General features: G+C 64.2%; 13 protein-coding genes and 2 pseudogenes. 6 read left to right on the forward strand and 9 right to left on the reverse strand.

What is annotated here, in order from left to right; translation table 11 throughout:
* Positions 1 to 89 precede the first annotated feature (89 nt).
* From AC1MHZ_RS07165 to AC1MHZ_RS07175, 3 genes are read right to left on the reverse strand one after another with little or no spacing between them, the layout of a single operon-like run.
* The gene (locus AC1MHZ_RS07165) at positions 90 to 683 is read right to left on the reverse strand and encodes a glutathione S-transferase (RefSeq protein WP_084855081.1); all 594 of its coding nucleotides are present in this window, start codon (positions 681 to 683) and stop codon (positions 90 to 92) included.
* A complete protein-coding gene (locus AC1MHZ_RS07170; protein WP_084855082.1) occupies positions 680 to 4,324 on the reverse strand; it encodes an AAA family ATPase in 3,645 nt (1,214 codons plus the stop codon). The genes AC1MHZ_RS07165 and AC1MHZ_RS07170 overlap by 4 nt, the downstream gene beginning before the upstream one ends.
* Positions 4,321 to 5,559 (reverse strand): exonuclease SbcCD subunit D C-terminal domain-containing protein, encoded by a 1,239-nt coding sequence (locus AC1MHZ_RS07175; RefSeq protein ID WP_084855083.1) that lies wholly within the window; start codon positions 5,557 to 5,559, stop codon positions 4,321 to 4,323. The genes AC1MHZ_RS07170 and AC1MHZ_RS07175 overlap by 4 nt, the downstream gene beginning before the upstream one ends.
* Positions 5,560 to 6,129: 570 nt before the next feature.
* Between AC1MHZ_RS07175 and AC1MHZ_RS07180 the strand changes: the two are divergent.
* The 6 genes and pseudogenes from AC1MHZ_RS07180 to AC1MHZ_RS07205 all read left to right on the forward strand — a co-directional run.
* Positions 6,130 to 6,210: pseudogene (locus AC1MHZ_RS07180) on the forward strand (Rhs element Vgr protein); the annotation flags it as partial.
* A gap of 59 nt (positions 6,211 to 6,269) precedes the next feature.
* Positions 6,270 to 6,854, forward strand: a complete 585-nt coding sequence (locus AC1MHZ_RS07185; RefSeq protein ID WP_084855084.1) for a hypothetical protein — start codon at positions 6,270 to 6,272, stop codon at positions 6,852 to 6,854.
* Positions 6,855 to 6,883: 29 nt separating this feature from the next.
* On the forward strand, positions 6,884 to 7,345 hold the full coding sequence (locus tag AC1MHZ_RS07190; RefSeq protein ID WP_084855085.1) for a DcrB-related protein: 462 nt from the start codon (positions 6,884 to 6,886) through the stop codon (positions 7,343 to 7,345).
* A gap of 3 nt (positions 7,346 to 7,348) precedes the next feature.
* A complete protein-coding gene (locus AC1MHZ_RS07195; RefSeq protein WP_482966170.1) occupies positions 7,349 to 11,575 on the forward strand; it encodes an RHS repeat-associated core domain-containing protein in 4,227 nt (1,408 codons plus the stop codon).
* Entirely contained in the window at positions 11,553 to 11,990 is a 438-nt protein-coding gene (locus tag AC1MHZ_RS07200) for an NTF2 fold immunity protein (RefSeq protein WP_172402955.1), read from the forward strand. Before AC1MHZ_RS07195 ends, AC1MHZ_RS07200 begins: the two co-directional genes overlap by 23 nt.
* Before the next feature lie 57 nt (positions 11,991 to 12,047).
* Positions 12,048 to 12,533: pseudogene (locus AC1MHZ_RS07205) on the forward strand (HNH/ENDO VII family nuclease); the annotation flags it as partial.
* Between the two features lie 180 nt (positions 12,534 to 12,713).
* On the opposite strand, the gene AC1MHZ_RS07210 reads toward AC1MHZ_RS07205, so the two are convergent.
* The 6 genes from AC1MHZ_RS07210 to AC1MHZ_RS07235 are packed head-to-tail and all read right to left on the reverse strand — an operon-like array spanning position 12,714 to position 19,519.
* The gene (locus AC1MHZ_RS07210; RefSeq protein ID WP_482966171.1) at positions 12,714 to 14,339 is read right to left on the reverse strand and encodes a BatD family protein; all 1,626 of its coding nucleotides are present in this window, start codon (positions 14,337 to 14,339) and stop codon (positions 12,714 to 12,716) included.
* Positions 14,336 to 16,054 (reverse strand): tetratricopeptide repeat protein, encoded by a 1,719-nt coding sequence (locus AC1MHZ_RS07215; protein WP_084855089.1) that lies wholly within the window; start codon positions 16,052 to 16,054, stop codon positions 14,336 to 14,338. The genes AC1MHZ_RS07210 and AC1MHZ_RS07215 overlap by 4 nt, the downstream gene beginning before the upstream one ends.
* On the reverse strand, positions 16,051 to 17,127 hold the full coding sequence (locus tag AC1MHZ_RS07220; RefSeq protein ID WP_480462889.1) for a vWA domain-containing protein: 1,077 nt from the start codon (positions 17,125 to 17,127) through the stop codon (positions 16,051 to 16,053). Before AC1MHZ_RS07220 ends, AC1MHZ_RS07215 begins: the two co-directional genes overlap by 4 nt.
* Positions 17,120 to 17,614 carry a DUF4381 domain-containing protein gene (locus tag AC1MHZ_RS07225; protein ID WP_084855091.1) on the reverse strand — a complete coding sequence of 165 codons (495 nt, stop codon included), beginning with the start codon at positions 17,612 to 17,614 and terminating at the stop codon, positions 17,120 to 17,122. Before AC1MHZ_RS07225 ends, AC1MHZ_RS07220 begins: the two co-directional genes overlap by 8 nt.
* Positions 17,611 to 18,555 carry a DUF58 domain-containing protein gene (locus tag AC1MHZ_RS07230; RefSeq protein ID WP_084855145.1) on the reverse strand — a complete coding sequence of 315 codons (945 nt, stop codon included), beginning with the start codon at positions 18,553 to 18,555 and terminating at the stop codon, positions 17,611 to 17,613. The genes AC1MHZ_RS07225 and AC1MHZ_RS07230 overlap by 4 nt, the downstream gene beginning before the upstream one ends.
* Positions 18,556 to 18,559: 4 nt before the next feature.
* Positions 18,560 to 19,519 carry an AAA family ATPase gene (locus AC1MHZ_RS07235; RefSeq protein WP_084855092.1) on the reverse strand — a complete coding sequence of 320 codons (960 nt, stop codon included), beginning with the start codon at positions 19,517 to 19,519 and terminating at the stop codon, positions 18,560 to 18,562.
* Positions 19,520 to 19,633: the final 114 nt, after the last annotated feature.

Genomic DNA, 19,633 nt, shown 5'->3' on the forward strand with positions numbered 1-19,633 from the left:
ATCGCGGCGGTGGTGCTGTTGCTGTTCTCTTCGCCGATCCTGGCGATCTGAAATGCTCGAAACGCCAGGGGGTATACCTATAGGGCTGTTCAGCGCGCCATGATGGCCTTGAACAACGCCGATTCGAGCCACCCTTGCAACCAGTTGCGCAACCGGGGGTAGGGCGCTTCGGCGAACCAGTCAGGTTCCACCCCGGCAAACTGGCGCATCAGCGGGAGCAGGGCGGCGTCGACCAAGCTCGGATGGTCGGCCAAGAGGTAGGGCCGGCCTTCGAGCAACCCTTCGAGCTCGACCAGCCACGGTTCGGCCTGCTGACGATAGAACGCCCGCGAGTGGTCGGGGTAACGCTCGGCGTACTTGTACAGGTTCACGTGTACTTTGAAGTCCCGGTCGTTACGCGCGATCAAGGCCTCGGCCTGTTGCGCGCCGCCCGGGTCGGCCTGCAGGCGCCAGTCCTGTGGGTCGTTCTGGGCCAGCGCCCAGCGCATGATGTCCAGGCTTTCCTCCAGCACCCCGGCACCGGTATCGAGCACCGGCACCGTGCCTTTGGGCGACAAGGCCAGCAGCTCGGCCGGCTTGTTCTTCATTGCCACCTCGCGGACCTCCACCGGGCAGCCTGCATAGCGTAATGCCAGGCGTGCGCGCATGGCCCAAGGGCAGCGACGGAACGAGTAGAGAATCACCCGCACACCTCCACGTCACTCAAGCCATTGCCCTGGCGACGCACCTGGATCTGCACTGGGATTCGCTCGTGCATTTCCTGCACATGGGAAATCACCGCCACCTTGCGTCCCTGGGCCTGCAGCCCGTCGAGGGCATCCATGGCCAGCTGCAGCGATTCGGGGTCCAGGCTGCCGAAGCCCTCGTCGATGAACAGCGACTCGATGCGCAAGGTGCTCGAGGCCATGGAGGCCAGGCCCAGGGCCAGGGCCAGCGACACCAGGAAGGTCTCGCCACCGGAGAGCGAATGCACCGAGCGCAGCTCGTCGCCCATTTCGGTGTCCAGCACCAGCAGGCCCAGGGCACTGCCGCCGCGCTTGAGGCGGTAGCGCTTGGCCAACTGGCGCAGTTGGCTGTTGGCGTGGTGCAGCAGCAGGTCGAGGTTGTAGCCCTGGGCGATCTTGCGGAACACGTCCCCCGAGGCTGAGCCGATCAGGGCGTTCAGGCGTGCCCAGCGTTGCCATTGCTGGTAGGCCTGTTCGATCTGTTCGGCCAGGGCCTGGTGGGCCTGCTGGCGGCGTTGATCGTCGGCCTGCCGGGCGCGCAGCTCGGCGCACTGCTGTTCCTGCAGGGCCAACTGCTGACCGATTTCGGCCAGGGCCTGATGCAGGGCTTCGGCAGCCAGATCGCCCTGGCCCTGCTCGGCATGTTGCTGCAGGCGTTGTTCGCGTTCCTGCAGCAGCACGCGGCTCTGCTCGATGGCCTTCTCCGCGGTTTGCAGGCGCAGGCGCAGTTCGCCGAGCTGGGCATCGTCGATGGCCAGCAGGCGTTCCAGGCCGGTGTCGTCCAGCTCCGGGTGCTCGCTGCGCCATTGGTTGATCTGACCCTGCAGCTGCTGGCATTCCTGCTCCAACGCCTGTTGCCGCTGGTTGTTGGCCTTGAGTTCGCTGGCCAGTTGCACGCCCTGGGTGTGCAGCGCCTGGAGGCGTTGGGCCGTTTCGGCCTCGACCACCCGGGCCTGTTCCAGCTGGGTGTCCATGTGCTGTTGCCAGGCTTCGGCACTGGCCTGTTCGCCGAGCAGTTCACTTAAGGTCGCCAGGGCCTGCTGGCGCTGTTCATCCAGCGTGGCGAGCGTGTCCCGGAGCTGCTGTTGGGCAGCCTGGCGGGCCTGTTGCTGGTCGCGCAGCTTGTCCAGCTGCACCTGGCGGGCCTGCTGCTCCTGCTGTTCGTCCTGGCGTTGCTCGAGCTGCTGGCGACGCTGGGCGATCTGCTGGTCGAGGCCGAGGAAGGCCGTGGCCGGGTCGTCGCGCAGGGCCTGGAGGATATCCTGGGGCAGCACGTTGGCCAGGTCGTTCAAGCCCTGTTGCAGTTGCTGCTCGTCGGTGGACAGGGCCTGGTGCTGCTGCTCGAGGTGACGCTGGGCCTGTTGCTGGGCCTCGCTTGCCGCCTGCAGCTGCTGGGTGAGACGGGCGGCGTCCTTCTGCAGGGCCAGCAGGGCCGCCTGGCGTTTTTCGTCGCGATCGATCTCTTCGCCCAGGCGACGCAGCTGGCCGTCGAGCCAGGTGCGGCGGGCATTGTCGTCCTGCGGGGCGAGGGTCGGCCACAGGGTATGCGCCTGGAGCTGTTCGGCAAGGGGTTGCAACTGCTCGCCCAGTTGCACCTGCTGTTGCTGGAAGTCCTTGAGCTGGGCATTGACCACGCCCAGCTCGGTCCGCAGCTCCACCAGGCGGGTGTTGAGGCGCTCGACCTGCGCACGGGCAGCGTCCTCTTCGGCCTGGTCATGGCGGCCGAGGCTCTGCAGCAGGGCGTCTGGCTGGTGGAACGGGTGCTCGGCACTTCCGCAGACCGGGCAGGGTTCGCCATCGCGCAATTGCCCGCGCAGTTCTTCCACGCTGCTGGTGCGTGCCAGGCGCTGGCGTTCCAGCAATTGGCGGGTCAGGGCCAGTGCCTGCTCGGCGGTTTCCAGTTCGGCCTTGGCCGCGGTGCCTTCGCCGATGAGTCGCTGGCGCTGCTGCATGGCCTGCTGCTGGCGCTCGCGCAAGGTCGCGACGCGCTGGCGCAGTTCCAGTTCGCGGGCCTGCAGGCGCGACAGCTCCTCGACCGTGCGTTGCTGCTTGCGGTTGTCCTGGAGCATGGCGCCGAGCAGGTCGATCTGCTCGGCCAGGGCGTGGGGTTCGGCCCCGGCTTCGCGGAACAGCAGCTCGAAGGCGTCACGTTGGCTTTGCAGCTGGGCGTTGGCCTGGCTGGCCTGGGCCTGCAGGCCGGGCAGCTCTTCACGGCCCTTGGCCAGGCGCGCCCCGATCTGCATCACCTGCTTGAGTTGCGGCAGGTAGGCCTGCCAGGCGCTGGCCAGGCCCGCCAGGTGCTCGCTGTCGGCCAGCGCCATGTCAATCTGCGCCAGGAGCTGCTGGCTGCGTTGCTGGTGTTCCTCGAGCTGCTGCACCTGCTGCTGGCCGTCGGCGACGTCCTGGTCAGCCTGCTGGGCGGCGCTGCGTTGGCTGGCCAGCGCCTGGTCGAGGCGTGCCAGGCTGTCCTGGGCGGCAAAGGCCTGGCGCAGGAGAGGGGCGTTTTCGCTGTGCTGGGCCTGGTGATGGGCCAGGGCCTGGCGGGCCGCCTCCAGCGCTTGCTCCAGTTCGCTGGTGCGGACCTGCAGGTCGGTCTGCTGGCGCTGCTGGTCGGCGAGTTCTGCGGCCAGGGGCGCCAGTTGTGCGGTCAATACCTGCTGGCGGTGGAACTGGTGGCGTTGGGGGGCCAGGCGTTCCAGACGTTGCAGGTCCAGGCGCTGCTCGGCGAGTTGTTCCCAGCCTTGCTCGGCCGCTAGCAAGGCGGCCTGGGCCTCGGCGTGCTGGGCCTGCAGCTTGCTGTGTTCGTCGAACCAGGCCCGCTGCTGTTCCAGTTGGCGCTGGCGCGCCTGGCCGGCCTTGAACTGCTGTTGGGCCTGCGCCAGCTGCTGGTCGAGCTCGGCGCGGGCTTCGGCGGCCATCGGCACCAGGTGCTCGGCCTGTTTCTTCAGGTCGTTGTGCGCTTCGCCGGCCTCGCGGGCTTTGCTGAAGGCGCGTTGGCCCAGGCGGGTGTAGATCGCCGTGTTGGTGAGTTTTTCCAGCAGTTCGCTGCGGTCCTTGTCGTCGGCCTTGAGGAAGGCGCCGAACTCGCTCTGGGCCAACATCACCGCGCGGGTGAACTGCTCGAAGTTCAGGCCCAGGCGCGCCTCGACCAGCTGCTTGTATTCGTTCTTGCCGCTGCCCAGCAATTGCTCGGCGTCCAGGTCGTACAGGCTCTGGCGACTGAGCTGCAACTTGCCGTTGGCTTTTTCACGGGCGCGGTTGGCTTCCCAGCGGGCGCGGTAGCGGTGCCCATCGATGCCCACGAAATCCACCTCGGCGTACGCGCTGCCGGTGCCGCGGCGCAGCAGGTTGCGCGGGTCGTAGGTGGCGATCTCGCCATCGGCGTCGGGCACCTTGGCTTCCCGGCCGATGTCGTTGAGCCGTGGCACGGTGCCGAACAGCGCCAGGCACAGGGCATCGAGCAAGGTGCTCTTGCCAGCGCCGGTGGGCCCGGTGATGGCGAACAGGCCAGCGCTGGCCAGGGGCTCGGCGGTGAAGTCGATGTCGATCGGGCCGGCCAGCGAGGCCAGGTTCTTCAGGCGAATGGCAAGGATTTTCATGGCTGTACCTCCTCCTGCTGTACGTCCTGCAGGAGCAGGGCGAAGTCGGCCAGGGCCTGTTCGTCGACGGGGTTGCCATAGGCGTGCTCCCAGGCGCGGCTGAACAGGTCCTGCGGGGTCATCTGCGACAGCTCGACGAACGCCCGTTCATCCTCGTCCTGGCTGCCGCGCCCAGCGTACTCGGCACTGATGCGCACCAGGCGCACGGCCTTGCCCTCCAGGGCGCCTTCGATCTGCTGGCGCAGGTCCGGCTGCGGCTCGTCCAGGCGCACCCGCACCTCCAGCCAGGGCTGGCGGTTGGGGTCTTCCAGCAGGTCGACCACCGGCAGGTCGGCCAATTGCTGCAGCAGCTCGCCCAGCGGTGCCGGGCCGATACGTTGCAGGGCCACCGCACGGGGTACCAGGCGGGCCTCGACGCTGACCAGCTCGGCGCCGTCGAGCTCCACTTCCAGCACCTGGTGCGGGTAGTTGATTTCGGCGAACGACAGCGGGATCGGCGAGCCGCTGTAGCGGATGCGTTCCTCGCGATTGACCCGCTGCGGCTTGTGCAGGTGGCCCAGGGCGACATAGCTGATGGCCTTGTCGAACAGGCGCGCCGGCAGGGCTTCGGCGTTGCCGATGACCAGGCTGCGCTCGGAGTCCTCGGACACTGCGCCGCCGGCCATGTGTGCATGGCTGATGGCGACCAGGGCCTGGTCCTTCTTGCGCTTGGCCTGGGCGGCTTCGATCAGTTGCTGGTGTACCTGGGTGATGCCTTGCAGGTAGTCGTCGCCCAGCTGCGGCCCGGTGACTTCCGCCGGGCGCAGGAAGGGCAGGGCCAGACACCAGGCGCAGACCTTGCCGCGTGCATTGGTCAGCGGGATCAGCAGTCGCTCGGCATCCAGCAGGCCTTCGTCGAGCCAGTGCACCCGCCCCAGCGCGTGGGTGCGCAGGCGCCGCATCAAGGCCGCGGGCAGCTCGATGCGCGAGCCGGAGTCGTGGTTGCCGGCGATCATCACGATGTCGAGCTTGGGCTGTTGCTCATGGGCCTGGACGATGAAGTCGTAGAGCCGCTCCTGGGCTTTGACCGGCGGGTTGACCGTGTCGAAGATATCGCCGGCGATCAACAGGGCATCGGGCTGGCGCAGACGCAGCTGGCCAAGCAGCCAGTCGAGGAAGCAGGCATGTTCGAAGTCGCGTTCCTGGCCGTGCAGGCTTTGGCCCAGGTGCCAGTCGGAGGTGTGAAACAGACGCATGGATGACCTGTCGAGTGGGGTCAAGCAAGCTTGTGCTTCGCTTGAATGATGAGCTTCTCAGAGGGGCGGCTATGGTAACTCAACACGGCGGGAGAGGGAGCAGGGTGAAGGCTGAGCCGTAGCGCCAGGTATCCGCCATTGGCGTTTTGGAACGCCAGTCCACGTTATGAAACACTTTTCTTCGCGTGTGTGTCGGGCGCGGTAGGCGCTGGCATGAGCAGGTCGGTAACCACTTCTACTGTGCGCTGACGCGTACCTGCAAACCCCTCTGCGGTAGGGCATTCAGCGAAAGCCGGTGCTATTTGGAAGGGGAAGAAATGCATGGGTGGTGCCAAATTGGCATCACCTGGCCACTCTACCTCGCCAATGGTTGACGGGCCGCAGCACGTTGACAGTGCAGCTTTTACCGGTGTTCTCTTTTGGCCTCTCTGCCGCGCGTGGCCTATCGGCGCGTGAACCCATCGTGCTGGCCGCTTCCGCTAGGCAGAGTGCGGGCTGGGATGTGCCCGCTGGATCGAAGCAGCTGAGCATCGCATAGGCGTGCTGGCCGTACTTTCAAGGAGATCTCGCATGACCATGGACCTGGCCGCAGCGCTGCTGTCGCCGCAGAACCGTCGCCTGTTCAAGTTTCACAACCTGGCCAACCCCGAACCGATCGAAGCAATCGCCACGGCGGTGACCGTGTCGATATCAACGAATAGGGCGTAGCGATGGCCACCAGGAGCATCTACGACAGGATTTCCCAAAAGCGTGAGGCTGCCGAAGCGCTCGCCCGGCGACAGGCCGAGCAGGAGCGTGAGGCCGCCCAAGCCCTGAGCGCGATGCCCGCTCCTGTCCAGGCATTGCCCTTGAATGCGCAGAGCAATGCGTTACGTATCGCTGGGCTCGATATGCGGGTACCTGCAGCCTTTAGCTTTCGAACTCTCGAAACCACGTTGGAGTTCGCCGGCTGCGAGGTCATGTTCAGGGCGTGCCTGAGAGGCGCACCAGATGACCTGGAACTGCCCACGGCCATCGACGCGTATGTGAAGAAACTGCGCGACTGCCATACCGAACTGACCTTGGTACGCCAGGCCGAATCGTTGTTGGCAGGGCACCCGGCAGTAGCACTCGACTATGAGTTCCAGCTTGGCCAAGCGCGCCGGCACGGGCGTACGGTGTGCACGATCATCGCCCACGAGAGCGACATCCGCCACTGGCTCGAGGTGTCTACCCAGATCGACCCAGCCCAGGCGCCCCTGGCCGATTGGCTGATTGAGTTCGATGCCATGCTGGCTGGGATGACTGCTCAGTAATTTTTTCTTTCAAATGGAATTTGAAACCCATGGACTATCAGCTTCAGGAAGGCAGCATCGCGTTGCCGGAAGGCTTCCAGGATCGGACGGTGAACATGTTCATCTTGGGCAGCAATATCCCCGCACCGTTGAACATCACGATTTCGCGAGACAACGTTCTGCCTGCCGAGAACCTCGATGCCTATATCGACCGCCAGGTAAAACTGATCGCGTCCAAGCTGCGTGGCTACACCGTACTCGCCCGCAAGCCCGCACAGTTATCGTCCAGCCAGCCTCTGATGGGCGTCCAGATAGAAGGTTATTACCTCAACGATGGCCGCCCCGTCTATCAACGCCAGGCCGCGTTCGAGGTTGCCCCAGGGCGCATCCTGGTTTTCTCGACGACCAGCCAGGCCGACTTCAACGGGGAGCAGAACGACAGTTGGCTTGCACTGTTGAACAGCTTCGAGCCTCGCCAGAGCAGCGCCACAGCAACCACACCGCAGGGTTGAACCATGTTCGAAGCTGCGCGTTGGGGTGATGAAATTGAGCATACCGGTGCTTTGGCCGGATTTCTTGCAGGGGCGGTGATTGGCTTGGTGATCGCTACAGCGGCGAGCTTCACCATTTGTACCGCCGGTTTTGGTGGTTTTCTGTTGGCAGCAGCCGTCGGTCTCGGTGCCAGTTTGATTCCGATGATGGGCGAGCGATATGGCTCTACGTTCAGTTCACCGGCTGGACAGATAGAACGGGCCGGATGCTCGACGAATGTGTTCATCAACCAGCGGAACGCGGCCCTCGCCACATCGAGTACTGCAAAGTGCGAGAAGCACCCTGCGACCGTGCGGGTGGCGGAGGGCTCCTCGAATGTGTTCATCAACGGTGTGGCTGCTGCGCGCAAGGGCGACAAGCTGACCTGCGGCGCCAAAATTTCAGACGGGTCGAACAACGTATACATCGGTGGCGGCACCACGCGCTATTTGCCGGTGGACGAGGAGGTGCCCGAATGGCTACGGGTGACCGTTGACATATTGATGGTCGTGGCGTCCATGGGGCGCTCGGTCTGGTCGGTCGGCCGTCTGGGCCTACAGGCGGGTCTCAAGGCCGCCGGCCCTTGTGCCTTACGAGTAGGGGCTACGATTGCGGCAAGCTACCTTGCCGGGCGCTACATCATTGGCCCCGCCGTGGAGCGAGCGATTGGTGGCTTTATCGGAAACCCGGTAGACATGACCAATGGCCGTAAACTGCTGGGCGACGAAACAGACTTCGTGTTGCCGGGGTTGATGCCTATCGAATGGTCTCGTTTCTACGCTAGCGATCTTGCCGTAGAGCGCGCGCTGGGGCGGGGTTGGATCTTGCCCTGGGAGCAGAATCTGCGCCGCAAGGGTGGCTTTGTCTACCTCACCGACAACCAAGGCCGCAGCGTTCCGTTCATTGATCTGGAGCCCGGCGAAAGCATCTACAACCCCCATGAACACATCCACCTCGTGCGTACCGCAGGTGGGCACTACATTCTGCAAACGCTGGACAATGTTTTTTTCTACTTTGGCGAAGTGCCGAACGACAATAGCAGGGTGCCTTTGCAGCGTTTGGAGAATGCGCTGGGCCATTATTTGCATTTTACCTACAGCGCAAATGGCAGCCTGACGGATATCACAGCACCAGGCGCTGTGCGTGTCCACTTGCACTACGACCATCCATTGGGGCGCCTTACCGACGTCAAACGCGTGGTGGGCGACAGCGCTGTGGAAACCCTGGTGCGCTATCGCTATGACGATAACGGCCAACTGATCGAGGTCATCAACCGCAACGGTGATTCCGTCCGGCATTTCCACTACGCCGACGGCCTGATGGTACGCCACAGCAATGCGCTTGGCCTGATGTGCGAATACCGTTGGCAAACCCAGGACGGTAAACCGCGCGTGGTCGAGCACTGGACCAGCGACGGCGAGCATTATCATTTCCGCTACGACTTCGGCCAACGTACCAGTTGCGCGACCGACGTGTTGGGCCGCGAACTGGAGATCCAGTACAACGAGGACAACCGCGTCATCGCCAGCCGGGATTTTGGTGGCGAACGCTACAAGATCGATTTCGACGCGTTCGGCAACATCGTCGGCCTCATCTTGCCCGACGGTAACCAGTTGGCGCTCAAATACGACGACTTTGGCCGCCTGGTCGAGGAAACCGACCCACTGGGCCGCAAAATCAGCTACAAGCACCACCTTGCGACGCCACTGGTGACTGAAACCCGTTTCCCGGATGGCAGCCTGTGGAAGTCCCGCTATGACGACAAGGGCAACCTGGTCGCCGAGATCGACCCGCTAGGCAACAAAACCGAATACCTCAACGGCGAAGATGGCCTGCCGCACACCATCATCGATGCGAACTTCAAGTCCAAGTACCTGTGGTGGAACGCCTACGCCCAGGTCGAACGCTTCGAGGACTGCTCGGGCAAAAGCACCTATTACCGCTACGACGAGCGTCAACACCTGGTCGCCGTCACCGATGCGCTGAACCAGACCACCACGCTGGAGCGCAAGCCGGACGGTGAGGTACTGAAGATCACCCACCCGGACGGCACCTCGGAAACCTTCACCTACAACCCCCTCGGCCAGGTAATCGCCCACACCGACGGCAAGGGCCAGACCACCCGCTTGCAGCGCACTTCAAGAGGCCTTCCCAGCGGCCGCCAGGATGCCAAAGGGCAGCGGGTGCGGTACGAGTACGACAAAGCCATTCGCCTGACCGCGTTGGTCAACGAGAACAACGCGACCTATAGCTTTGCCTACGATGCATCGGACCGCTTGGTCGAAGAAGTACGGGTGGACAACCTGACGCGGCGCTTCACCTACAACACGGGTGGCCATCTCACCCGACTGGATGAGATGGGCTACGGCGAAAATGCCGAACGCCCGGAACGGCACACGCTGTTCGAGCGTGACAGCATTGGCCGGTTGGTCGCCAAGATCAACCGCGATACGAGCCAGACCTTCGCGTACGACGACGGCGACCGGTTACTGAGCATCGAGCGGCAACCGACCGGGATCGGCAAGCAGCTTGGGGTCACGGAAGAGAAGCTGGAGTACGTCTACGATCTGCTGGGCCGGCTGACGAAAGAAATCACGCCCGCTGGCACGCTCAGTTATGAATATGACCCGCTCAGCAACCTGACCACATTGACCCTGCCAGATGGCCGCAAGGTCAACCACCTGTACTACGGCAGCGGTCACCTGCACCAGCTGAACCTGGACGGCCAGGTGATCACCGACATGGAGCGTGATGACCTGCACCGTGAGGTCTACCGGACCCAGGGCAAGCTCACCAGTTGCTTCGGTTATGACGCCATGGGGCGCAAGGCCTGGCAGTTTGCCTCGACCTTGCCAGCCGACAAGCTCTCGCAAGTGCACAACACCGGCATCAATACCTCGCTGCTGGTGGAGCATGCCTACAACCCGATCCATCGACGTTACCAGTACGACCCGGCCGGTGAGCTGGTGCGCACCCTCGACAAGCTGCGCGGCGAGGTCAAATACGAATACGAAGCCAACGGGCAATTGCGCAGCCGCGATACCGGCTCACTGATTGGCAGTGAAGAGTTTCGTTACGACGCGGCGGCCAACCGACTCGATTTCAACGCGCGCCAGTTCGACAAGGTCAAGGACAACCGGATCAAGCAGTGGCGGGACCAGGAGTACCGCTACGATCCGTGGGGCAACCTGATCGAGAAGCGCTCGGGGCATAGCAAGCTGCAGCACTTTGTCTATGACTGCGAAAATCGATTGGTGCGGGCAGAAACAACGGTCAATGGCAAGCTGGAAAGCACCGGGCACTACCGTTATGACAGCTTGGGACGGCGGGTTGCGAAGCAGTCGGAAATCAATGGCGAAGTCGAGCAGAAGCGCTTCCTGTGGCAAGGGCTGCGGATGCTGCGTGAGGAGACGCCGGGACAGAGCATTCTGTATTTCTATGAGCCAGGGAGTTACGCGCCGCTGGCACGCGTCGATCAGGTCGAAGGGGAAGGGCAGAAGGTCTATTACTTCCATACTGACCAGATCGGAACGCCGCTGGAGCTGACGGATAGCGAAGGTGGGATCGTTTGGCAGGCGACGTATCGCTCGTGGGGTTCGATAGAGCAACTGACTGTTGATGAGGTCGAACAAAATCTGCGCTTTCAGGGGCAATACTTCGATGACGAGACGGGACTGCACTACAATACCTTCCGTTACTACGATCCCGAGATCGGGCGTTTTACCACTCAGGATCCTATAGGACTACTGGGTGGGTTCAATATTTACAATTATGCGCCTAGCTCAACTGGTTGGCTTGACCCACTTGGTTGGTGTGTCACCACGAATGTTACAAGAGGGGCGGCAGGTCAACCCTTAAGAGCAACTGCTACAATAACTAAAAGCGATCTGAAAACAGGCTCGGCCACTAACCAGTCATCGAGGGCTTGGGCTCGTATGGTGGGGAATCAGGACGATGATGCTGGCCATATAATCGGAAAGCTCCTAGGTGGCTCTGGAGGGAAGCATGGGGTGTTTCCACAGCTTTCAAAAGTGAATCGTGGTTTGTTTAGAGATTTTGAAAAGCAAATTGCAAAAGATGTTTTTGATAATGGGCCTGTTGATGTCGAGCTTCTGTTTAAGTACGGTGCTGGTGGTACAAGGCCAACTAAAGTTATTTACAATGTATTCAGGAATGGGGAAATCGTCGATGGCAAAGTATTCAGAAACTAATTTGAGTGATGAGTGTGTGATGGTGTTGAAAGGCTTTATGAGTGATATGCATGACTGGGAGACGGAATGTTATAAGAAAAGTGTCGAGAATTTTGATGATGATTTGCATGGGTCGGATGTCGAGGAAGTTATGCGTAGTGAGCTTTTGAATATCTTCAATAAATACGTACTGAAGGGGGGGAGGAACTATGATCGAGTAGAGAATTTGGTTTGCGGTAGACATCCTGAATATGACGAGGAAAGTGATCAGATTGAGGTTGTTGGGGTTGGTGAAAAGGGAGTGTCAGTTGTCATCAAGAAAACCAAGGGTTTGGCCTCTTTGTTTCGCTTGACTCTTTCTTTGACTGACGGTGTATTCATGATTGCCAGTCGAGAGCTGCAGAGTGGTGGAAGGTGGCAAAAAACCTACATTTGATTTAAGGTTTGATCTTGCCGTGCTGTTAGTTTGTCGCTAATGGTTTGGCTTGTTTTCCGGCGTTTCAGCTACAACGTCGGAAGTCATCTCACCCGACTGGATGAAATTGGCTACGGCGAAAACGCCGAACGCCCGGAACGGCACACGCTGTTCGAGCGTGACACCATTGGCCGGTTGGTCGCCAAGATCAACCGCGATGCGAGCCAGACCTTCGCGTACGACGACGGCGACCGGTTACTGAGCATCGAGCGGCAACCGACCGGGATCGGCAAGCGGCTTGGGGTCACGGAAGAGAAGCTGGAGTACGTCTACGATCTGCTGGGCCGGCTGACGAAAGAAATCACGCCCGCTGGCACGCTCAGTTATGAATATGACCCGCTCAGCAACCTGACCACATTGACCCTGCCAGATGGCCGCAAGGTCAACCACCTGTACTACGGCAGCGGGCACCTGCACCAACTGAACCTGGACGGCCAAATCATCAGCGACATGGAGCGCGATGACCTGCACCGCGAGGTCTACCGGACCCAGGGCAAGCTCACTTTGCGTTCCTTTACAGCTACCTCACCCACCGCGCGTATTACCTGAAGCAGACAACGGATCAGCAGGGCTGGAACCCGTTCGAGGGCCAGCGGATGATTTAAACCGGGTTGGTCGGCCCCGCCATCGATTGCTTGGGGCCGCTGGAGGCTTGAAGATTCCAGGCGTGCCCTGTTTCAAGCCTCACTTCGGGTAGAGCGGAGGTAAGCTTGTGCTTTCACCTGCCGGCAACAACACCTGCTCCGCCGGCGGAATCGTGCCGATCGCTCGCCATAAGTCCTCACCCTGCCAGTACTGACCGCTCTCGCTGTACAGCGCCCCATTCAATCCATCCAGCGCGTCCGACAACGGCACGAAACGGGCGGCCATCTCGGCGAGGGTTTCCGGTTGCTGGCGCGCCCAGGCATCCAGGGCCTGGCGGGTGGCCTGGGGGTCGTTGGCCTGGCAGGCGCGCTTGAGGTCGTCCAGCAGGGTGCGTGGGCTTGGCCCGCTCTGTGCGGCGCGCAAGATGGCCGGTTGCGAGCGTGCGCGCCACCACAGGGCAAAACCCAGCACGGTGGTCAGGGCCAGCAGCACCGTCGCCAATTGCCACGGCCAGAGCAGGGCCGTGCCGCTGCTGGTGTCGCTGACCGGCGTTTCGCCGCTCAGGGCCGGGTTGTCCTGCACGGTCAGGGTGCGTGCCGGCAGGCTGCTGTGTTCCAGATGATCTTCGCGGGTGTTCCACCAGGTGACGTCCAGGGCTGGCAGGGCCAGGTCGCCGCTGTGGGTGGGGACCAGCGCCTCGCGTTCTTCACGGTTGGCGGTCATGCCGCGTTCGTTGATCTCGTTGCGCAGCAGCGGCTGGTCGGGGTAGCGGCGCAGGCCATGGATTTCGGTGGCCGGCAATTGAGGAAGCTGGGTGCTGGACAGCCCTTCGGCGCGCAGGGTGATGCTGCGGGTCAGGGAGTCGCCGATCTGCGTGGGCTGGCCGTTGGGTTCCGGGTTCCAGTGTTCCTCCAGGCTCAGGCTGCGGGCGGGCAGCCAGGGCTGGTCGGCTGGCCAGGCGCTGGGGATCGGCCGCACGCCAAGGTGCAGCGGCAGCGAGCTGACCTGCACCTGGCGGCCGACCCGGGGCGTGCCGGCCGGCTGCACGCCGCTGTCGGCGGCGGTGGCGGTGAAGGTCAGTGCCGGGATGTCGAGGCTGCCGCTTTGTTGCGGGTAGAGCGCATAGCGGGTCTCGATCACCCCGTGGCGGACCCCGTTGATTTCCTTTTCATAGGTGCGCGACTCGCCCAGCGGCTCGACCTTGGCGTTGTCCAGCTGCAGGGGGCTCAGGCTGCTGTCGTCGTACAGCGGGACCGAATGGTAGATGCGCAGGGTCAGCACGGCCTGGGCCTGGACATAGACATCCTGGCGGTCGAGGGTGGCTTCGATGAACACCTGGGCGGCGCTTTCCGGGCGGCTGGCGTCAGCCTGCAACACCTGCAGCTCGATGGCCTGGCTCTGCGAGCGGCCTAGCTGCAGTTCAGGGATGCGCAGGCTGCCGCTGCGCCGTGGCAGCAGGGTGATGATCCAGCGGGTGCTGGCGCGGGTCTCGCCGTCCAGGGTGTGCAGGCTGTTGAGCTGGCGCGTGCCGCGCACTTCGAAGTCGCCTTCCAGGGCGCGCAGATCGGGCTTGCCGAACTGCGTGACATCCTGGCTTTCCAGGGTCAGTTCCAGGGTTTCGCCGGCCTGCAGGCGGGTGCGGTCGACGCTGGCCTGCAAGGTCGGTTGCGCCTGGGCCTGGAGAAGCCACAACAGGCTGAGTAGGAAGACGCCGAGGCGACTCATCGTGGGTTGTCCTGATGCAATTGCTGTTCATACCAGAATTTGCGCCGTAGCAGCTGGGCGGGGTTGTCGGGAATCTCCCGTAACCATTGCTCCAGCGCCTGGCGCTGTTCGGCATCCAGGCTGGTGGAAGCCGGCCGCTGTGGTGGCTGGGTCACCCCATCGTCAGCGCCGGGCTGGTTGCCGCCTTGGGCCTGCTCGTTGCTGGCGCCTTCGCCGGGTTCTTCGGCGGCGCCCTGTTCTTCGTTGCCGGGTGTGCCCTGGGCCGGGTTGGCCGCCGAGCTGCTGTTGCCTTCGGTCTCGTTGCCGGGTGTGCCTTGGGCATCGCTGTCGGCCGGTTGTTCCTCGGCCTTGGCCTGGCGTTGTTGCAACAATTGCTGGACCAAGGCCTGGTTGTCCAGTGCCGGTTGCAGGTCGGGCTGGCGTTCCAGGGCTTGTTCGTAGGCATCCAGCGCGGCCTCCAGTTCGCCGGCGCGGGCCAGGGCGTTGCCCCGATTGTAATGGGCCGCGGCACTGCTGCCCTGGGCGAAGGCCCGCGCGGCGCCTTCGTAGTCGCCGGCCTGGTACAGCGCCACGCCACGCCATTGTGGGTCCTGGAAGTGCCGGGCGGCCTCGGCGGGGCGTTGTCGCTCCAATAGACGCTGGCCTTGTTGGTCAGGGCGCAGCCACAGGTCGTTGAATTCGAAGGCCTGACTTGGTTGTGGCAAGGCCAGCAGCAAGGGCAGGCAGAACAACCAGCCGCGTCGGCCGGCGCAGGCTGCCAGCAACAGCAGGGGCAGCAGCAGCCAGTGGCCCTGGTCGGCCCAGCTGTCGAGCTGCATTGTCTGGCCGTCGTTGCGCAGGGCGCGGGGAGTGTCGAACAGGCCCAGGCCACGCAGGTCCAGGTCGTCGATGCGGGCATGACGATAGCGCCCGCCGGTGCCGTTGATGAAGGCCTTGAGGCTGGCGCCGTCCAGGCGCGGCACGAGAATGCCGCCTTGTTCGTCCTTGAGGAACTCGCCGTTGGCCTGGCGCACGGGGGCGCCTTCGGCGCTGCCGACCCCCAGCATCAACAAGCTCGGGCCCTGGCGGCCGAGGGCCTTGAGAATACCGGTGCGTTCCTGCTCGTTCAGGGAGGAGCCGATCAGCAGCAGACGGCCCTGACCCAGGCCGCTCTGGGCCAGCAGGGCCAGGCCTTTCTGCACGGCGAGGTCCGCGCGCTGGCCAGGTTGCGGCATGATCGACGGGTCGACGGCCTCGAGCAGGTTGCGCGTGGTGCCCAGGTCGTCGGACAGCGGCACCAGGGTATGTGCGCTGCCGGCATACACCACCAGCGCGGTCTGGCTGTCGCGGCGGTGCTCGAGCAGGTCCAGGACCTTGCGCCGGGCCTGTTCCAGGCGGTTGGGCGCGCTGTCCTCGGCGAGCATCTGCGGGGTCAGCTCGAGCAGGATCACCAGCGGGTCGGCAGGGCGCTGGCGGGTTTCTTCAAGGCGTTGCCAGCTGGGGCCCAGCAGGGCCAGGACCACCAGCAGCCAGGCCAGCCCCAGGGCTACCCAGGGCAGCTTGCTGGCCTGGCCCTTGCCGCCGCCGAGCAGCACGGCATGGAATTGCGGCGGCAGGATCATCTGCCAACGCCCGGCACGCTTGCGCCGATGCCACAGCTTGAACAGCAGCCAGCCGAGCAGGGGCACCACCAACAGCCAGAGCGGGCGCAGCCATTGTGGCCAGAGTTCGATCATCGCCGCCTCCTCAGGCGCAGGCGCTTGAGGCGCTGGCGCCATTCCGGGTGCGGCTGCAGGAAGCGTGGCCGGCGCAGCAGGCGCTGCAACAGGTTGTCCGGCCATTGCACAGCCACCACCAACAATACGCTCAGCAGCAACGCCAGGGCCAGCGGCCAGGCGTACAGCGCCTTGGCGGTGCGCGCCTGGGTCGGTTGCTGGGCCACCGGTTCCAGCTGGTCGAGGGCATCGCCGATGGCGTCCAGTTCGGCGCCGTTGTGGGCGCGGAAATAGGTACCCTGGGTCAGCTCGGCGATCTCCTTGAGCGAGGCTTCGTCCAGGTCCAGGCTCGGGTTCAGGCCGAGCAGGCCGGGGGTGCCGCTGGCCTCGGGGTTGGCGCCGATGCCAATGGTGTAGATGCGCACGCCTTCCTGGGCAGCCAGGCGGGCGGCGGTCAGCGGGTGGATCTGCCCACCGTTGTTGGCGCCGTCGGTGACCAGCACCAGCACACGGCTCTGTGCCGGGCGCTGGCGCAGGCGCTTGACCGCCAGGCCGATGGCGTCGCCGATGGCGGTGTTCTTGCCGGCGATACCGATCTGCGCTTCGAGGAGGAAGGTGCGCACGGTGCGTCGGTCGAAGGTCAAGGGCGCCTGCAGGTAGGCCTCGCTGCCGAACAGAATCAGGCCGACCCGGTCGCCTTCGCGATCTTGGAGAAAGTCGCCGAGCAGCGCCTTGACCAGGTCCAGACGGCTGATTTCGTCGTCCTTCCACTGCATGTCGGGGAAGTCCATGGAGCCGGATACATCCACCGCCACCAGCAGGTCGCGGCCACTGGCCGCCACGGGTACCGGGTCGCCCAGCCATTGTGGGCGCGCGGCAGCCAACAGCAGCAGCACCCAGATGACCACGAACGGCGCCTGTTGGCGCCAGGTCGGCAGGTTCAGCCGCGCCCGGCGTCCGGCGAGGCCTTCGAGCTCATCGAGAAAGCCTACCTTGAGTACCGGCTCGCCGCTGTCGGCGGCAGGCAGCAGCAGGCGCGCGAGCCAGGGCAGCGGCAACAGCAGGAAAATCCACGGCCAGGCCAACTCAAACATGCTTGCGGATCCAGGTTTCGACCGCCTGGGCAAGCCCGGCGATGGCCTTGTCGTCGAGCTTGCACTCGGGTTTGTAGGCGCCTTCGACCAGTACCATCCAACGGGTCAGGCCGGCGGCCGGGCAGCGGTTGTCGAGAAACGCCAGCCATTGCCGGCCGTTGAGGGTATGGCTGTTGGCACCGGGGTAGTGGTTGCGGCACAGGCGCTTGAGCAGCGCGTTGATCTGCTGCAGCCAGGCGCCGGCCGGCGCGCCGTCGTACGGGCGCGGCAGGCGGGCGAGCTCGGCCAGTGCCTCCACGCGCACCGGGTCCAGGGGCAGCTCGGCGCGTACGATCGGGCGCTTGGTCGGGCGCCAATGGCGAACCCGCCATAGCCCCCAGCCAAGCAGCGGCAGCAGGGCGAGCAGCACCCACCAGCCGGGCGCGGGCGGCCACAGGCTGACCGCTGGCGGGGCGATCAGCGGTTGCAGCTGGTCCAGCGGGTTCATTGCGTGCTCCCGGGCCGCTGGGCGTTGAGGTACTCGCGCAGCTGTTCGATCATTTCGCTCTGGGTGCTCAGGGGCATCATCAATACCCGTAGCTTCTGCGCCAGCAGCTCCCAGCGTTCGATGCGCGCCTCGGCCTGCTGGCGGTAGGCCAGGCGCAGGTTGGCATCGAGTGTGTCGAGTTCCAGCTGTGCGCCACGCTGGGCGAAGCGCAGCAGGCCGGCGGCGGGCAGGGCATGGTCGAGCGGGTCGGACACCGGCATCAGCAGCACGTCGCAGTGGCGCGAGAGCATGCTCAGGTGCTGCTCCACGCCGGGGCTCAGGGCACGTTCGTCGCAGATGATGATGGCCAGGCTGCCGGGGCGCAGCACCTCGCGGGCGCGGCGCAGGGCCAGGGCCAGGCTGTCGGCCTGGGGCAGGGTCTCGGTGTGCAATGCCTGGTTGACCTTGGCCAGGCGGTTGAGCAGTTGCAGCAGGCTCTGCTTGCTGCGCCGTGGCTTGATCTCGTGGTGCTCGTTATCGCCGAACACCAGGCCGCCGATGCGGTCGTTATGCCCCAGCGCGGCCCAGCCGAACAGGGCCGCCGCCTGGGCGGCCAGTACCGACTTGAACATCAGCCCCGAACCGAAGAACAGGCGCTGGCTCTGCTCGACCAGGATGAAGATCGGCCGCTCGCGCTCTTCGTGGAACAGCTTGGTATGAGGCTCCTGGGTCCGCGCGGTGACGCGCCAGTCGATGTTGCGCACATCATCGCCCGCCTGGTAGACACGTACCTGGTCGAAGTCCACGCCGCGCCCGCGCAGCTTGGAATGGTGCAGGCCGACCAGCGGGCTGCGCTGGCCGGGCCGGGAGAACAGCTGGATCTCGCGCACGCGGTGGCGCATGTCGATCAGCTCGGCCAGGCCAATGCGGATGCCGGGTTCGGCCAGGTACGCGGTGGGCATGGAATCAGGCGACGGCGACAACGTCGAGGATGCGCTGGACCACCCGGTCCTGGTCGATCCCCGCCGCTTCCGCCTCGAACGAAAGGATGACGCGGTGGCGCAGCACGTCGAACAGCACCGCCTGGATATCCTCGGGGCTGACGAAGTCGCGCCCGGCCAGCCAGGCATGGGCCCGTGCGCAGCGGTCCAGGGCAATCGAGCCGCGTGGGCTGGCGCCGTAGGCGATCCAGTCGGCCAGCTCGGCATCGAACTTGGCCGGCGTGCGGGTGGCCATGACCAGTTGCACCAGGTATTCCTCCACGGCATCGGCCATGTACAGGCCGAGGATTTCCTTGCGCGCGGCGAAGATCGCCTGCTGGCTGACCCGCCGTTCCGGCTTGGCCTCGCCGCCCAGGGCTTCGCCGCGGGCCTGCTGGAGGATGCGACGTTCCACTGCGGCATCCGGGAAGCCGATCTTCACGTGCATCAGGAAGCGGTCGAGCTGGGCTTCGGGCAAGGGGTAGGTCCCTTCCTGCTCGATCGGGTTCTGGGTGGCCATGACCAGGAACAGCGGCGACAGCTCGTAGGTGCTGCGCCCGACGCTGACCTGGCGCTCGGCCATGGCTTCGAGCAGCGCCGACTGGACCTTGGCCGGGGCGCGGTTGATTTCGTCGGCCAGCACCAGGTTGTGGAAGATCGGGCCTTGTTGGAACACGAAGCTGCCGGTTTCCGGGCGGTAGATCTCGGTGCCGGTGATGTCGGCCGGGAGCAGGTCGGGGGTGAACTGGATGCGGTGGAACTGCGCCTCGATCCCCTCGGCCAGTTCCTTGATGGCCTTGGTCTTGGCCAGGCCAGGCGCGCCTTCGACCAGCATGTGGCCGTCGGCCAGCAATACGATCAGCAGGCGTTCGACCAGTTTCTCCTGGCCAAGGATCTGGGAGGAAAGAAAGGTGCGCAGCGCGATCAGCGCCTCACGGTGTTCCATCGTCGACGGTTCCTGGAAATGGGCCGGCGATGCGTGTACCGCAGCGTCCGGGCAGGGGCTGATACTTTAATCCATACGGGCCCATGCCGACCAATGGCGGCGTGGAAATTTCTC

It is taken from the genome of Pseudomonas sp. FA-1, from assembly GCF_056856075.1.

Coding starts and splice junctions, on each gene's coding strand:
- AC1MHZ_RS07170 (WP_084855082.1), bottom strand. CDS start 4,324: ATGAAAATCCTTGCCATTCGCCTGAAGAACCTGGCCTCGCTGGCCGGC.
- AC1MHZ_RS07175 (WP_084855083.1), bottom strand. CDS start 5,559: ATGCGTCTGTTTCACACCTCCGACTGGCACCTGGGCCAAAGCCTGCAC.
- AC1MHZ_RS07185 (WP_084855084.1), top strand. CDS start 6,270: ATGGCCACCAGGAGCATCTACGACAGGATTTCCCAAAAGCGTGAGGCT.
- AC1MHZ_RS07190 (WP_084855085.1), top strand. CDS start 6,884: ATGGACTATCAGCTTCAGGAAGGCAGCATCGCGTTGCCGGAAGGCTTC.
- AC1MHZ_RS07195 (WP_482966170.1), top strand. CDS start 7,349: ATGTTCGAAGCTGCGCGTTGGGGTGATGAAATTGAGCATACCGGTGCT.
- AC1MHZ_RS07200 (WP_172402955.1), top strand. CDS start 11,553: ATGGCAAAGTATTCAGAAACTAATTTGAGTGATGAGTGTGTGATGGTG.
- AC1MHZ_RS07210 (WP_482966171.1), bottom strand. CDS start 14,339: ATGAGTCGCCTCGGCGTCTTCCTACTCAGCCTGTTGTGGCTTCTCCAG.
- AC1MHZ_RS07215 (WP_084855089.1), bottom strand. CDS start 16,054: ATGATCGAACTCTGGCCACAATGGCTGCGCCCGCTCTGGCTGTTGGTG.
- AC1MHZ_RS07220 (WP_480462889.1), bottom strand. CDS start 17,127: ATGTTTGAGTTGGCCTGGCCGTGGATTTTCCTGCTGTTGCCGCTGCCC.
- AC1MHZ_RS07225 (WP_084855091.1), bottom strand. CDS start 17,614: ATGAACCCGCTGGACCAGCTGCAACCGCTGATCGCCCCGCCAGCGGTC.
- AC1MHZ_RS07230 (WP_084855145.1), bottom strand. CDS start 18,555: ATGCCCACCGCGTACCTGGCCGAACCCGGCATCCGCATTGGCCTGGCC.
- AC1MHZ_RS07235 (WP_084855092.1), bottom strand. CDS start 19,519: ATGGAACACCGTGAGGCGCTGATCGCGCTGCGCACCTTTCTTTCCTCC.